The organism is Pseudoglutamicibacter albus (genome assembly GCF_031458175.1).
GTDB lineage: Bacteria > Actinomycetota > Actinomycetes > Actinomycetales > Micrococcaceae > Pseudoglutamicibacter > Pseudoglutamicibacter albus.
On record NZ_JAVDXX010000001.1, the window covers coordinates 389,914 to 402,851 of the forward strand.

The following is a 12,938-nucleotide window of genomic DNA, read 5'->3' on the forward strand; positions in this document are numbered from 1 at the left end:
ACAGAGTAGTGACAGAGCAGGCACGTCAAGACGAATCGTCCACTCCTACAGAACCCACTCCCACCGAAGCGGCACCGACGATTCCTCGCGAAGACCCCACACGTAATCTTCCGGTGACGCTTGCTGATATTCGCCGTGCGGCTGAGGTGCTCGATGGCGTGGTTGAGAAAACTGGCCTGCATCACTCGCGTGCGTTGGAACTTCACACGAAGGCACCCGTGTGGCTCAAAGCCGAGAACCTGCAGCGTTCCGGGTCCTTCAAGGTCCGCGGCGCCTATGTGCGCATGAAGAACCTCACGGAATCCGAACGTGCCCGCGGCGTTGTGGCCGCATCGGCCGGTAACCACGCCCAAGGTGTAGCCCAGGCCGCATCCCGGCTCGGGATCAAAGCACGGATCTACATGCCGTTGGGCGTGGCCCTACCTAAGCTCACTGCGACCCGCGATCACGGCGCCGAGGTCGTGTTGCACGGCGACACTGTCGATGAGGCGCTCGCCGCGGCCGAGGAGTACGCGAAGGAAAGCGGCGCGGTGTTTGTGCACCCGTTCGACCACCCGGACATCATCGCGGGGCAGGGGACCATCGGTTTGGAGATTCTGGAGCAGTATCCAGAGGTCGAGACCGTGATCATGGGAGTCGGCGGCGGCGGCTTGCTCGCCGGGGTCGCGACCGCGATCAAGGGTTGGGCAGCTGAACTGGGCCGGGACATCAAGGTCATAGGTGTCCAAGCTGAGGATGCGGCGGCCTATCCGCCGTCGCTAGCGGCGGACGCGTTGGTTCCGCTGACGAAGGTCCGCACGATCGCCGATGGCATCGCGGTGGGCCGCCCCGGCCAGATGCCGTTTGAGATCATTCGTGAGCTCGTTGACGATGTCGTGACGGTCTCTGAGGACGCGCTGGCTCGCGCGCTCGTGTTCTTGCTGGAGAGATCCAAGCTCGTGGTTGAACCGGCCGGTGCCGTGGGTGTTGCGGCCCTGCTGGAGCACACGCTTGTCGATTCCGGAATTGAGCCTTCCAAGACGGTCGCGGTCCTCTCCGGAGGCAACATCGACCCGCTCCTCATGCTGAAAGTGATCCAGCGCGGTCTCGCCGCGGCCGGGCGCTACCTGACCATCAAGATGATGCTTCAGGACCGCGCGGGTGAGCTCGCAACCATATCCCGCATCATCGCCGAATGCGGCGCCAACGTGACCCGTGTGGACCACACCCGCATCGGCGGGGCGCTGTCGATGGGCGACGTCGCGATCACGATCGACATGGAAACCAACGGCCACGAACACTCCAACGAAGTGCTCGATGCGCTACGCGAGCACGGCTACGACCCACAAGTCATGCAGTAGCAGGCCCACGGCAGCCAAGCGGGCCGCCAAGGGTCAGCCGATACGTGATGGGACAGCGTGAGGGGCGGTTCAGAGATCTGAACCGCCCCTCACGCGTCAAGCTCGTTGAACTTAAACGGTGTTTAGCCTTCGAACGGGTGAGCCTCCACGATTTCGACCGGGATCTCCTTGCCGTTCGGGGCGGTGTAGCTCAGCTTCTCGCCGACCTTGCGGCCGTCGATTGCCTGCCCGAGTGCGGAATGATCCGAATACACGTCAAGATCGGTGCCGTCAGCGAGCTCGCGGTTACCGAACAGGAAGCGGGTCTCCATACCCGCGATGTTGGCGACAACCACCATGCCTGGCTCGACCACGCCGTCGTCTTGAGGGGTTTCACCCACCTGGGCGTTCTCAAGCAACTGCTTCAAGTACACGATGCGGCCCTCGTTCTTCGACTGCTCTTCACGCGCCGCGTGGTAGCCGCCGTTCTCCTTCAGGTCGCCCTCGTCACGAGCAGCCTCGATACGCTCAAGGATCTCAGCCCGGTACGGGCCGGAGAGGTGCTCCAATTCAGCGCTCAGACGATCGTAGGCCTTCTGTGTCAGCCACACTTCTTCATGCTGAGACGTCATGAACACTCCATTTCGTTGAACCGCGCCCCAACAGCGCGGTGGTTAATTGCAAAAGAAAATACCCACTGGTTACCTTGACCGGACTGAAGCAGCGTCAAGCTAATCCCAGCGGGCACACTCGTTATCGCACGAGTCTAACGCGCAAAAGCGAACAATGGGAGCCACAACAGGCTAAATCTATGGAAAATTTGTGGCCGCGCTACTGGGTTCCTGTGCGCCAGCATGCTTCGTAGCCTGCCGTTACAGGCGTGAACGTGGTGCGCATCGGAACGGTTTTCTGCACGATATAGCGATTGCCGGAACGTTCCGAACTTTCATCCGCTTGGAAACGGACTTCCCTGTAGCCGACCACCGAATAATCCTGGCTCAACGCACGCAAGCCGCACGTCACATCGGCCCCGGGATCCATCGTGACAGCAACCGTGACCTCAACGTTGCGGTCACTGATTAGCTGATACGAGATGTCCTTGGCATCGAAACTGCTCTGGAACCGAAGCGTCACAAAAAGCAGGTAGCCGGAAAGAAACAGAATCCCGACCACCGCAACAATCCACCAGCCGCGCGTTGACAAACTACGACGCGCGGAACCATAGCGGTTCGCTAGGCTTGGAGATTGGCGAGTATCCTCGCCACCGATTTTGAGATCACCTGAGGACATGATGCCCCCCATTCTATCCGGGGCATCGAAAGGGGAATCGCACCACCATGGGACATTCGCCGCGTAGTGTGCCTGATTCGTCTGGCTTGCGTGTACTTTCCGTGCACGCCCACCCCGATGACGAAGCCAGCAAGGGTGCATCGATGGCCGCCGCGTACGCGCAGGCCGGGGCGGAAGTGCTTGTCGTGACCTGTACTGGCGGTGAACGCGGAGACATCCTGGTAGAGGAGGTCCAAAGCATGCCTCGCGCGCACCGCGACCTCACTGGTTTGCGCCGCGAGGAGATGAAAGTCTCCGCGAAAGCGCTCAACATCAAGCATGTTTGGCTGGGCTTCGAGGATTCGGGCCTGCCGGAGGGGGACCCGCTGCCGCCGCTTCCAGAGAGCTGCTTCGCCTCGGTTCCGCTCTATGATGCTGCCGCGCCGCTGGTGCATCTGGTGCGTACGTTCAAACCGCACGTGCTCATCACGTATGACGAAAACGGCGGATACCCGCACCCGGACCACATTCGTACCCACCAGATCTCCGTCGAAGCGTTCCGTGCTTCCCACCGCGAAAACGAATATCAGGGCCTCGGTGAGCCGTGGACCATCTCCAAGATGTACTACGACCGCGCGTTCTCACTTGAGCGCTTCAAGGCCCTGGACGAGGCGATGCGTCAACGCGAGGGTGTCTCTCCATTCGGTGAGCGCATCGAATTCTTGGAAAAACGCCAACGCGACAGCACCAACCCCGCTGCCCGGCACCGTGTGACAACGCACGTGCCCATCAGCGGCTTGGTGCACTTACGTGATGAGGCCCTCTTGGCCCACCGTTCCCAGGTTGAACCGGGCGGCTTCTTCTTCGCGGTCCCTCCGGAGCTCGTGGAAGAGGTGTACCCGTGGGATGACTACGTGCTCGCGGCCACTCGCGTGCACACCGAACTACCGGAGTTCGACCTGTTCGCTGGCCTTCACGATGGCGAAGGCGAGCGCATCGGTACGCTGCGTCCGGTGCCAGAAGCCTTCAAACCAGAGCTTGCCAACGACCGGCGGTAAAATAGATCAATGCACGGGGGACGACGGACCCTCGGATGCGTTGCGTATGGAAGGTGAGCATGCTTTTCTCAGTACTGGCCTACGTCCCAGCGAATCTGGGGACTGACTCGGATGAGTACCGCGCGGTTGGGCCCGGCTTCCCGGGGTTTGTGGCTATCGCATGCTTGGCGATCGCCGTCATCCTCCTGATCGTTTCTATGGCCCGCCGCATCCGCCGCCTCGACTACCAGCCGCCGGTGGAGACCGCTCAGGCTGAGCTTGTTGAGCAAGGCCAAGCTGATGAAGTTGAACGTGAAGCACGCCGTCGTCTTGCCGAAAAATACGGTGAGAACGCCGAGCCGGGGCGAAGCCCGCAAGCATGAGGCTACTGAAGATCTCGTGGCCGCCGCGTTTCCTCTATGGGCTGTATGAGCGGCGGCTAGCGCGCGAGCTGGAGCCTGCGAAACTTCCCAGGCACATCGGCGTGATGGTCGATGGGAATAGGCGCTGGGCTAAGCTCGCGGGTGCGCCGACGGCCTCGGGGCACCAAGCGGGCGCGGACAAGATCCTTGACTTCCTCGAATGGTGCCGTGAGATCGGTATCCGTACCGTGACTCTCTACATGCTCTCTACCGATAACCTCAACCGCGACTCGGCTGAGGTTGCCGCACTGCTACGGATTATCGACGAAACCTTGAGCCGGGTGGGGTCTGAAGGCTCGATGCGTGTGCACCCGGTCGGGGCGTTGGATGTGCTGCCTGCCGAGCTTGCCGAGAAGTTGTGCGCGCTGCGTGACAGCACCGCTGGCCGTGGGGGCCTGCACGTGAATGTTGCGGTGGGCTACGGTGGCCGCCGCGAGATTGTCGATGCGGTGCGCGCTTTACTTGAAGACGCCGATACCCGCGGTATGAGCGCCGGCGAGGTCGCGAAGGCACTCGATGCCGATATGATCGCCAAGCATCTCTACACCTCGGGTCAGCCTGACCCGGACCTGGTGATCCGGACATCAGGCGAACAGCGCCTCTCCGGTTTCTTGATGTGGCAGTCCGCCTATTCCGAGTTCTATTTTTGCGAAGCATTGTGGCCGGATTTCCGGCGCGTGGACTTCCTGAGGGCGTTGCGTGACTTCCAGCGGCGGCAACGCCGCTTCGGCTGCTGAACCGCGCTCCGCACGGAACCCGGGGCCGCAATCAGCGCGTTAGCCTGTCCACAACTGCGATGCGGGCTGAATCTGTCCACAATACCGGGCAGTCCGTAGCGAGTCTTTGCAGGGTGCGCATAGCCTTGAGAGCATGCGCACCCTGATTCTTTCCTACGCCGGCTCCGGTTCGGTATGGGGCCTCATCGTGGCCGCCGCGCTGATGTGCGCATGCCTTGCGTTCTTAGGCTTCGGGGTAGTTCTGGCGGTCATTGATGCCCGCACGCATCGGCTCCCGAATGTGTGGGTCGCCCGCCTGAGTGCAGCGTGCGCTTTCTTTCTCACGCTCGCCACGTTTGCCTCGATCGGGGTGGGAACGTTCTTGGGGTTCCGGTGGATCCTGGCCGCCGTGTGCGGGGCCGTGGTGTTCATCGCGCTTCGCTGGATGACTGCTCAAGGGCTTGGCTTAGGGGATGTGAAACTCGCGCCCGTGTTGTGCGCGATGTGTGCGGTAGTCAGCTGGGGCCACGTCGTGTTGGCGGGGGTGTTGATGTGCCTGATTGCAGGCGTGCACGCGCTCATCGTGATGATCGCGACACGCAACCCGCGCGCCTTCATCGCGTTCGGCCCAGCCATGCTGTGTGGCACAGGGCTCGCGCTCGCGCTCTAGCGGCGGCCATCTCAGCGCGGTCCCTTCCTAACAGGCCGCGTAGAACAGCCCCGCGGGCACCCACCGTTGTGGTGAGCGCCCGCGGGGCTGTCGAGTTCAAGTGCCGCAACCGTATCCGGTTGTGGCACTTGAAATGTGTCGAGTCGAAACTCGAGGGCGCTTAGTTGAAGCGGCCGGTCATCGTGGTGACGTCGAGTGCCTTGTCGAGGTCAGCCTCGGATACCTTGCCCTCGCCTTCGCCAACGAAACCGAGCGCAACGGTCGCTTCGCGCACCGTCATGCCTTCAGCAACGGCCTTCTTGGCGATCTTCGCGGCGTTTTCGTAGCCGATGTACTTGTTCAACGGGGTCACCACGGATGGGGAGGCCTCAGCCAGGAAGCGTGCACGCTCCTTGTTGACGGTGAGGTCGTTGATCATCTTGTCTACCATCACGCGGGCGGTGTTGGTGAGCAGGCGGATCGATTCGAGCAGGTTGGCAGCCATGACTGGGATGCCGACGTTGAGCTCGAACGCACCGTTGGTCGAGGACAGCGAGATGGTCGTGTCGTTACCGATGACCTGCGCGCACACCATGGAAGAGGCCTCGCAAATCACGGGGTTGACCTTGCCCGGCATGATGGAGGAGCCTGGCTGAAGGTCTGGGATGTGCAGCTCGCCCAGGCCGGTGTTCGGGCCGGAACCCATCCAGCGCAGATCGTTGTTGATCTTCAACAGCGAGTAGGCGATGTTGCGCAACTGACCCGAGGCCTCGACGAGGCCGTCTCGGTTAGCTTGTGCCTCGAAGTGGTTGCGGGCCTCGGTGATTGGAAGCCCGGTGTTTTCCGCGAGGTTAGCAATGACCTTCTCGGGGAAGCCCTCTGGGGTGTTGATGCCCGTGCCAACCGCGGTACCGCCCTGTGGGACCTCAGCTACGCGTGGCAGGGAAGACTCGATGCGTTCGATGCCGTAGGCGACCTGTGCTGCGTAGCCACCGAAGACCTGACCCATCGTGACCGGGGTTGCGTCCATGAGGTGGGTGCGGCCGGACTTGACGACGTCCTTCCACTCAACACGTTTCTTCTCAAGCGCCTCGGAGAGGTACTTCAACGCCGGGATGAGGTCGTTGATGAGCGCGCCAGTGACAGCGACGTGAACAGAAGTTGGGAACACATCGTTGGAGGACTGGGAAGCGTTGACGTGGTCGTTTGGGTGGACCTGGGTCTCGGAGCCGTTGGCCTTCAGCTCGCGGGTAGCCAACTCAGCGATGACCTCGTTGGTGTTCATGTTCGAAGACGTTCCGGAGCCGGTCTGGAACACGTCGATCGGGAACTGGTCATCGTGCTTACCGGCGATGATCTCGTCAGCTGCGTGGAGGATCGCGTCAGCGATCTCCTGCGAAATCACGCCGAGCTCGAGGTTCGCCAGAGCTGCCGCGCGCTTAACCTGTGCGAGAGCGTGGATATGCTGCGGCTCAAGGGTTTTACCGGAGATCGGGAAGTTCTCAACTGCACGCTGGGTCTGTGCTCGGTACAGAGCATCAATCGGTACGAGGACCTCGCCCATCGTGTCATGTTCAGTGCGGAATTTAGGTGTTTCAGCCATATCTCAAATCTTACCGCTCAGAGTCGACGAGCTTGACCGTGCCCGTATCGAGCGAGTACACGGCACCCACAATCTTCACCTTGCCGGACTTTTCGGCACGGTAGAGCACCTGGGAAAGCTCACGCAGAATTTTGACGGTGCGCCGGGTGTGGATTTCAACAGCGCCGCTCAGGCCCGGGGTGTTCGCGTCCTCGCGGGCCTGAACCACGGACGGGAGGATGCGCTCAACGAGCGAGGCGATGCTACCTGGGGGAGTGTCCCCTGAATCCAGCGTTGCCTTCGCGGCTTCGACCGCGCCACACGAGGTGTGGCCGAGCACCAAAACCAACGGGACCTTGAGCACCTCGACCGCGAACTCGATCGAACCGATCACAGTCTCGCCCAAAGCGTGGCCAGCGGTGCGGATCGCGAACAGGTCGCCGTAGCCCACATCGAAGGCATACTCCATGGGAACCCGGGAATCCGAGCACCCCACGACCGCGGCGATCGGATGCTGTTCTTTACGCAGAAGTTCGCGGCGGGATTTATCCGAATTAGGGCGAAGCGGACGGTCTAAAGCGGCGCGCTCAGCACCCTGCAACAGGGTCTCAAGGGCTTGGTCCGGGGTGAGAGTTGGGTTGGTTGCTGGCATGGTGACCTCGTGATGACAGGCCCTTCGTGGTGAAGGGCGGTTCAAGCCCATGATAGGGCGGTAAGTGGGCGGAATCGACGAACGGTGCGGCTACGGTGCCGAGGTTACGGGCCTGTTTAGGGCGCTGACTTCTGAATGTTCTGGGCGACCTCAGGCAGGTGTTCGGCCACGTCGTTTTTCATGGTGATGACGTAGGTGAAGCCGTTGATCTTTGCGACCCAGCTGGTTCTGGCGTTGTCTCCCTTGCCGCCGGTTGCACGTTCGGTCCACTCGGTGCCGTCGACGTTGTGCTTCTTGCCGGTCGGGACGGAGCCGTCGGTTGCCAGGGTGACCCAGGAGTCGTTGGCTTTATCCGTTTGCTTGACGGCGGCGAAGGCCTCATCGCGGATCACGACGCCGAGGTCCCAGAACGCTACACCGTCAGCGGTGCCTGGGTTCCAGCGGGCGTAGTTGACGTACCAGCCCTCCGGTAGATCTGGTGCGATCGCATCGAAGTCGAGGGTTTCCTTGGTTTGTTTCGCGATTTCTTCGACGTTGACGCGGTCGTTGTATTCGTGCTGCCTGTTCGCCGGGTTGAGAAGGATGACGGGGATCACCACGAGGATCGTCAGGGCAGTGGAGATGATCATGCCCTTGATGGTCTGGTTGGCGCGTTTGGCCTGCTTCTCAGTCAGCGGCGCCTTGAAGCCCGGTTCTCCGGGTAGGGGTGAACGCTCAGCGCTGGGGGTCTCAGTTGCTGGAGGCTCATCGTTGTGTTTTGCGTCGTCAGATTTCTCAAGCACGGCTCCATTGTCTCCCATATTGGGCACTACACGAACTGGTTATGGAATTTCGTGTGAAGAATGGGTAGATTCCAATCAACGAAACGTGACGCAAGTCACATTTTGTTTGTCATCTACTTTCTCCTCGAGGTAAGGACCGCTCATGGAGCAGAAATCCTACGATGATCTCGCGGAACGGAGTATCGCGGTTCGTGACTCCCAGGAGTTTCAGAACCTGAAACGTTCCTTCATGCGGTTCATCGCACCCATGTCAGTGATCTTCCTGGTCTGGTACGTCATCTACATCGTGCTTGCTAGCTACGCCCCGGGCTTCTTTGGGATCAAGGTTTTCGGACTCATCAACGTCGCCTTGCTGTTTGGTTTGGCGCAGGTGGCCACGACGTTCATCATCACAACCCTGTACCGCCGGTGGGCGGATAAGAAATATGACCCGTTGGCCACAACGCTTGGTGAACGCATGGAATCGGGCGCGCTTTTGGCCGATGAGGAACGCGCCGCTTCAGAGTCGAATAAGGATGGTGCGGCGTGATCATCGATCAGATTAACCCGGTCATCAACATGATCGTTTTCGGTCTGTTTGTTGCGGTGACCCTCTACATTGTTTTCCGTGTTTCACGTAAAGGTTCCTCAGCTGATGAGTTCTATACCGGTTCGAGGTCTTTCTCCGGCCCACAGAACGGTGTGGCCATTGCGGGTGACTACCTTTCGGCGGCGTCATTCCTGGGCATTGTGGGTGCGATCGCGGTAGCCGGCTATGACGGCTTCCTGTATTCGATCGGATTCCTGGTTGCGTGGCTCGTGGCTCTGCTGCTGGTTGCGGAGCTGCTGCGTAACACGGGTAAGTTCACGATGGCGGACGTGCTGAGTTTCCGTTTGCGTCAGCGTCCTGTCAGGATGGCGGCATCGCTGACGACCCTGGCTGTGTGTTTCTTCTATCTCATCGCCCAGATGGCTGGCGCTGGTGGCTTGGTTGCGTTGTTGCTCGGTATCGAGGGCAAGGCCGCTACCGCGGGTGTTGTGGTCATCGTGGGTGTCTTGATGATCGTCTATGTGATTGTGGGCGGCATGAAGGGCACGACGTGGGTGCAGATTATCAAGGCTGTCTTGTTGGTTCTTGGCGTGGCGATCCTCTCGATCGTTGTGATGGCGAAGTTCGGTGGAAACTTCTCGGATCTGTTGCAGGCTGCGGTTGATAAGTCGCCGAAGGGCGAGGCCGTTTTGATGCCTGGTTTGAAGTATGCGAACCCGCTGGACTTCATTTCGCTGGGCTTGGGCCTGGTACTCGGTACCGCAGGTCTGCCGCACGTTTTGATGCGTTTCTACACCGTGCCGACGGGTAGGGAAGCGCGGCGTTCGGTTGTGTGGGCCATCTGGATTATTGGCGCGTTCTACGTCATGACTCTGATCCTGGGATACGGCGCTGCGGCATTGGTTGGCCCGGAAATTCTGACGGCCAAGACCACCCCGGGTGGCGAGAACGCGGCCGCCCCGCTGTTGGCTTTGGAGATCGGCGGGCCGGTACTCATGGCCGTGGTTTCGGCGATCGCGTTCGCAACCATCCTCGCGGTTGTGGCTGGTCTTGCGATCACCGCGGCAACCTCGTTCTCGCACGACATCTATACCTCGGTCATCAAGAAGGGCGAGATCAGCCCCGGCCAGGAGGTCAAGGTCGCGCGTTTGACGGTTGTGGCGATCGGTGTGCTCTCGATTATCGGCGGCATCGTTGCGCTGGGCCAGAATGTCGCGTTCTTGGTTGCGTTGGCTTTCGCTGTTGCGGCGTCCGCGAATCTCCCGGTGATCCTGTATTCGCTGTTCTGGAAGCGTTTCAATACAGGCGGGGCTTTGTGGTCGATGCTCGGTGGCTTGTTCACAACCCTGATCTTGATCACGTTCTCGCCAGCGGTTTCGGGTAAGCCAACCTCGATGTTCCCGAACCTGGACTTCGCGTTCTTCCCACTATCTAATCCGGGTATCGTCTCGATCCCGGTCGGGTTCTTGCTCGGCATCATCGGCACGCTCCTCATCAAGCCTTCCGATGATCACGATGCCAAACACGCGATCATGGAGGTCCGTGCCTTCACCGGTGCTGGCGCGGAAAAGGCCTCAGAGCACTAGATAGCTCACCGCTATAGCTCACCGCTGGATCTGAACCAGCGCACAGAAAAGGGCTGTGGCCCCAGCTTCACTGTTGAAGGTGGGGCCACAGCCCTTTAATGGAGGCGCTGAGCCGTTACTGGCCTTGCGGTTTAGGCTCGTCGCCGTTGCCAGTGGGTTCCGCGTCGGCGGCCTCATCGGTTTCTTCTTTGATGATTGCGCCTTCGGGAACGTCGATGCCTTCGGCGAGGGCTTCCTGGGTAATGACGATGTCGCCCGTCTCCGGGTCGACCAGGGAAGGCTGTTGTTCAGCGGGCAACGGCTTGCCGTCATCATCGAGGTACAGGCCTGAGTCGTAGTCGAAGCCGATCGGGTTGCCGTCGGCGTCGGTACGGGCGTACCAGTCGGTGAATTCGTCCGAGGTCGAATCGAAGTTATGGCCGGCCGCGTATTCGTTATCAGATTCGATGACGCGCAGCTCGAAGTTATCGCCGTGCTTTTCGATACCGTATTTGACGGCGTTGGACAAAGCCACGTCCTCGAACTTCTGGCGGATCACCAGCGGGTCGGTACGCATCTCTTTATAGAGGGCGATCGCCATCAGTGCGAGCACCACCGCGAACGGCAGCGCGGTGATCGTGATGAGGTTCTGCAAGCCCTGCAACGCGGTCTTGCCGGCCATCAGGAGGATCACCGCGGCGATGCCTGCCATCAAGACAGCCCAGAACGCGGTAATCAAGCGCTTAGGGTGCGGGTTGCCGCGCTGGGACAGTTGCGAGTTCACGATCGAAGCGGAGTCCGAGGTCGTGATGAAGAAGACCGCGAGCATCACAATCACGATCGGGGCCACAAACTGGGCTCCTGGGAGGTGCTCAAGCACCACAAAGAAGATGTCTTCAGGGGCGGGCAGTTTGTTGATGTCATCACCTGGGGCGATATCTCCCGCTGTGCGTTGCAGATAGATCGCGGTACCGCCGAGGATCGTGAACGCGAGGATGATGATCGAGGACGGGATAGCCAAGACACCGACCACGAACTGGCGGACCGTGCGGCCCTTGGAAATCTTCGCGACAAAGACGCCCACGAATGGCGCCCATGAGACCCACCAGGCCCAATAGAACGTGGTCCATGCGGACAGGAACGCGTTCATCTCCGGGGAGTCAGCGGTCGTGGCGGAGAGCATCGTGGGCAGTTCAGCGAAATAGGAGGCTACAACGCCGGGGATCACGTTGAGCAAAAAGACGGTGGGGCCAACCACAAAGAAAAACAGTGCCAGGGCAAGCGCCAACACGAGGTTGATGTTGGAGAGCCGCTTAATACCCTTGCTCACACCCGATACTGCGGACCAGATGGTTCCGATGGTCAGCAACACGATGATGATGAGCGCGAGCTTATTAGCGCCCGGGCTCCAGCCGGTCACGAGTTCGAAGCCTCGGCCGATCTGGAGCGCGCCGATACCGAGAGACGCCGCGGTACCGAACAGTGTTGCGATGATCGCTAGGCCGTCGATGACACGGGCACGCACCGAGCTTGAGGTTCCACCCCACAGTGGTGTGAGGATCGAGCTCATGAGTGGTACGCGGCCGCGGCGGTAGGAGACATAGGCGATAGCCAAGCCGACGATGCCGTAGATGGCCCACGCGTTGATGCCCCAGTGAAGCGCTGACTGCGCCATTGCTTTCTTGACCGCATCCACTGTGGCTGGATCATATGCGCCGGGGCGAGGGGAGAGGTAGTAGGTCATCGGCTCGTATGGGCCGAAGAAGATCACGCCGATACCGATACCGGCGCCGAAGAGCATCGCCGCCCACGAAACCGTCGAGTATTCAGGCTTTTCGCCCTCCAACCCCAGCGGGATACGCCCATACTTAGTGAACGCGAGCATCAGAAGGTAGATCACTAGCACGATCGCAAGCGAGTTAAAGATCCACCCGAGGTTAGTCATGATCCAGGTGAGCGCGGCCGTGGTTGAGGACAGCACCTGATCAGGCTGGAGAACACCCCAGACCACAAAACCGATCACGGCAACACCCACCGTGATGAGCATCGGCTTATCTACGCCGTAGCGAATTTTCTGGTGGTCAACATCCACGCCGGGAACAAGCGCCGGGTGGATGTTGTGTGGGTAGCGGTTGAGTCCGCCGAGGAACTCGCCGGCTTTACGTCCGACCGTCTTCAACGTTTCTCCAGCGGTGGGTTTCGGGGTTCGCCTCTCGCGGTTCTCCGCTGTCAGAGGGTGCCCGGGATGTTCCGCTTTGCCTGCGCCCTTGCTTGGGCGACGCCTCTTTTGTTGACTGTTCTCAACCGGTTTTTCCGATTGAGAGTCCAGTTCATCATTGGATGACATCTTCTCTCCTCAGGGTCAAGGTGTAGCCCTCATCATATAAAGATTGGGTTTTCTTGCTAGTTGGGAGAC

At 60.3% G+C, this 12,938-nt stretch carries 13 protein-coding genes; 7 read left to right on the forward strand and 6 right to left on the reverse strand.

Annotation, left to right across the window (positions count from 1 at the left end; all coding sequences use genetic code 11):
- Positions 1-80: 80 nt before the first annotated feature.
- Entirely contained in the window at positions 81-1,340 is a 1,260-nt protein-coding gene (gene ilvA, locus J2S67_RS01680) for a threonine ammonia-lyase (RefSeq protein ID WP_310248655.1), read from the forward strand.
- A 122-nt stretch (positions 1,341-1,462) separates the two neighbouring features.
- Here the strand turns inward: ilvA and greA are convergent, their stop codons facing one another.
- A complete protein-coding gene (greA, locus tag J2S67_RS01685) occupies positions 1,463-1,951 on the reverse strand; it encodes a transcription elongation factor GreA (RefSeq protein WP_035754933.1) in 489 nt (162 codons plus the stop codon).
- Between the two features lie 199 nt (positions 1,952-2,150).
- Positions 2,151-2,609, reverse strand: a complete 459-nt coding sequence (locus J2S67_RS01690; RefSeq protein WP_035754934.1) for a DUF4307 domain-containing protein — start codon at positions 2,607-2,609, stop codon at positions 2,151-2,153.
- 68 nt (positions 2,610-2,677) lie between these two features.
- Here J2S67_RS01690 and mca point away from each other — a divergent pair, with 68 nt between their 5' ends.
- The 4 genes from mca (at position 2,678) to J2S67_RS01710 (ending at position 5,433) form a co-directional block, all read left to right on the forward strand.
- On the forward strand, positions 2,678-3,646 hold the full coding sequence (gene mca, locus J2S67_RS01695; protein WP_070507613.1) for a mycothiol conjugate amidase Mca: 969 nt from the start codon (positions 2,678-2,680) through the stop codon (positions 3,644-3,646).
- Between the two features lie 59 nt (positions 3,647-3,705).
- Positions 3,706-4,008 (forward strand): tripartite tricarboxylate transporter TctB family protein, encoded by a 303-nt coding sequence (locus J2S67_RS01700; protein ID WP_035754940.1) that lies wholly within the window; start codon positions 3,706-3,708, stop codon positions 4,006-4,008.
- The gene (locus tag J2S67_RS01705) at positions 4,005-4,784 is read left to right on the forward strand and encodes an isoprenyl transferase (RefSeq protein ID WP_070489997.1); all 780 of its coding nucleotides are present in this window, start codon (positions 4,005-4,007) and stop codon (positions 4,782-4,784) included. Before J2S67_RS01700 ends, J2S67_RS01705 begins: the two co-directional genes overlap by 4 nt.
- A gap of 133 nt (positions 4,785-4,917) precedes the next feature.
- Positions 4,918-5,433, forward strand: a complete 516-nt coding sequence (locus J2S67_RS01710; protein WP_070507611.1) for a prepilin peptidase — start codon at positions 4,918-4,920, stop codon at positions 5,431-5,433.
- A 160-nt stretch (positions 5,434-5,593) separates the two neighbouring features.
- On the opposite strand, the gene J2S67_RS01715 is transcribed toward J2S67_RS01710, so the two are convergent.
- From J2S67_RS01715 to J2S67_RS01725, 3 genes are all read right to left on the reverse strand, one after another.
- A complete protein-coding gene (locus J2S67_RS01715) occupies positions 5,594-7,015 on the reverse strand; it encodes a class II fumarate hydratase (RefSeq protein WP_035754942.1) in 1,422 nt (473 codons plus the stop codon).
- A gap of 10 nt (positions 7,016-7,025) precedes the next feature.
- Positions 7,026-7,646: a carbonic anhydrase gene (locus J2S67_RS01720; protein ID WP_035754944.1), complete on the reverse strand. Its 621-nt coding sequence runs from the start codon at positions 7,644-7,646 to the stop codon at positions 7,026-7,028.
- A 116-nt stretch (positions 7,647-7,762) separates the two neighbouring features.
- Positions 7,763-8,428 carry a DUF4245 domain-containing protein gene (locus tag J2S67_RS01725; protein ID WP_035754945.1) on the reverse strand — a complete coding sequence of 222 codons (666 nt, stop codon included), beginning with the start codon at positions 8,426-8,428 and terminating at the stop codon, positions 7,763-7,765.
- 142 nt (positions 8,429-8,570) lie between these two features.
- Between J2S67_RS01725 and J2S67_RS01730 the strand changes: the two genes are divergently transcribed.
- Positions 8,571-8,957: a DUF485 domain-containing protein gene (locus J2S67_RS01730; protein ID WP_070489993.1), complete on the forward strand. Its 387-nt coding sequence runs from the start codon at positions 8,571-8,573 to the stop codon at positions 8,955-8,957.
- Positions 8,958-8,986: 29 nt separating this feature from the next.
- Positions 8,987-10,543 (forward strand): solute symporter family protein, encoded by a 1,557-nt coding sequence (locus J2S67_RS01735; RefSeq protein ID WP_310248657.1) that lies wholly within the window; start codon positions 8,987-8,989, stop codon positions 10,541-10,543.
- A 115-nt stretch (positions 10,544-10,658) separates the two neighbouring features.
- Here the strand turns inward: J2S67_RS01735 and J2S67_RS01740 are convergent, their stop codons facing one another.
- Positions 10,659-12,869 (reverse strand): BCCT family transporter, encoded by a 2,211-nt coding sequence (locus tag J2S67_RS01740; protein ID WP_084590345.1) that lies wholly within the window; start codon positions 12,867-12,869, stop codon positions 10,659-10,661.
- Positions 12,870-12,938: the final 69 nt, after the last annotated feature.

Excerpts from the sequence above, each read along its gene's own strand:
- greA (WP_035754933.1), bottom strand. The coding sequence starts at position 1,951 with ATGACGTCTCAGCATGAAGAAGTGTGGCTGACACAGAAGGCCTACGAT.
- J2S67_RS01690 (WP_035754934.1), bottom strand. The coding sequence starts at position 2,609 with ATGTCCTCAGGTGATCTCAAAATCGGTGGCGAGGATACTCGCCAATCT.
- J2S67_RS01700 (WP_035754940.1), top strand. The coding sequence starts at position 3,706 with ATGCTTTTCTCAGTACTGGCCTACGTCCCAGCGAATCTGGGGACTGAC.
- J2S67_RS01705 (WP_070489997.1), top strand. The coding sequence starts at position 4,005 with ATGAGGCTACTGAAGATCTCGTGGCCGCCGCGTTTCCTCTATGGGCTG.
- J2S67_RS01710 (WP_070507611.1), top strand. The coding sequence starts at position 4,918 with ATGCGCACCCTGATTCTTTCCTACGCCGGCTCCGGTTCGGTATGGGGC.
- J2S67_RS01715 (WP_035754942.1), bottom strand. The coding sequence starts at position 7,015 with ATGGCTGAAACACCTAAATTCCGCACTGAACATGACACGATGGGCGAG.
- J2S67_RS01720 (WP_035754944.1), bottom strand. The coding sequence starts at position 7,646 with ATGCCAGCAACCAACCCAACTCTCACCCCGGACCAAGCCCTTGAGACC.
- J2S67_RS01730 (WP_070489993.1), top strand. The coding sequence starts at position 8,571 with ATGGAGCAGAAATCCTACGATGATCTCGCGGAACGGAGTATCGCGGTT.
- J2S67_RS01735 (WP_310248657.1), top strand. The coding sequence starts at position 8,987 with ATGATCGTTTTCGGTCTGTTTGTTGCGGTGACCCTCTACATTGTTTTC.
- J2S67_RS01740 (WP_084590345.1), bottom strand. The coding sequence starts at position 12,869 with ATGTCATCCAATGATGAACTGGACTCTCAATCGGAAAAACCGGTTGAG.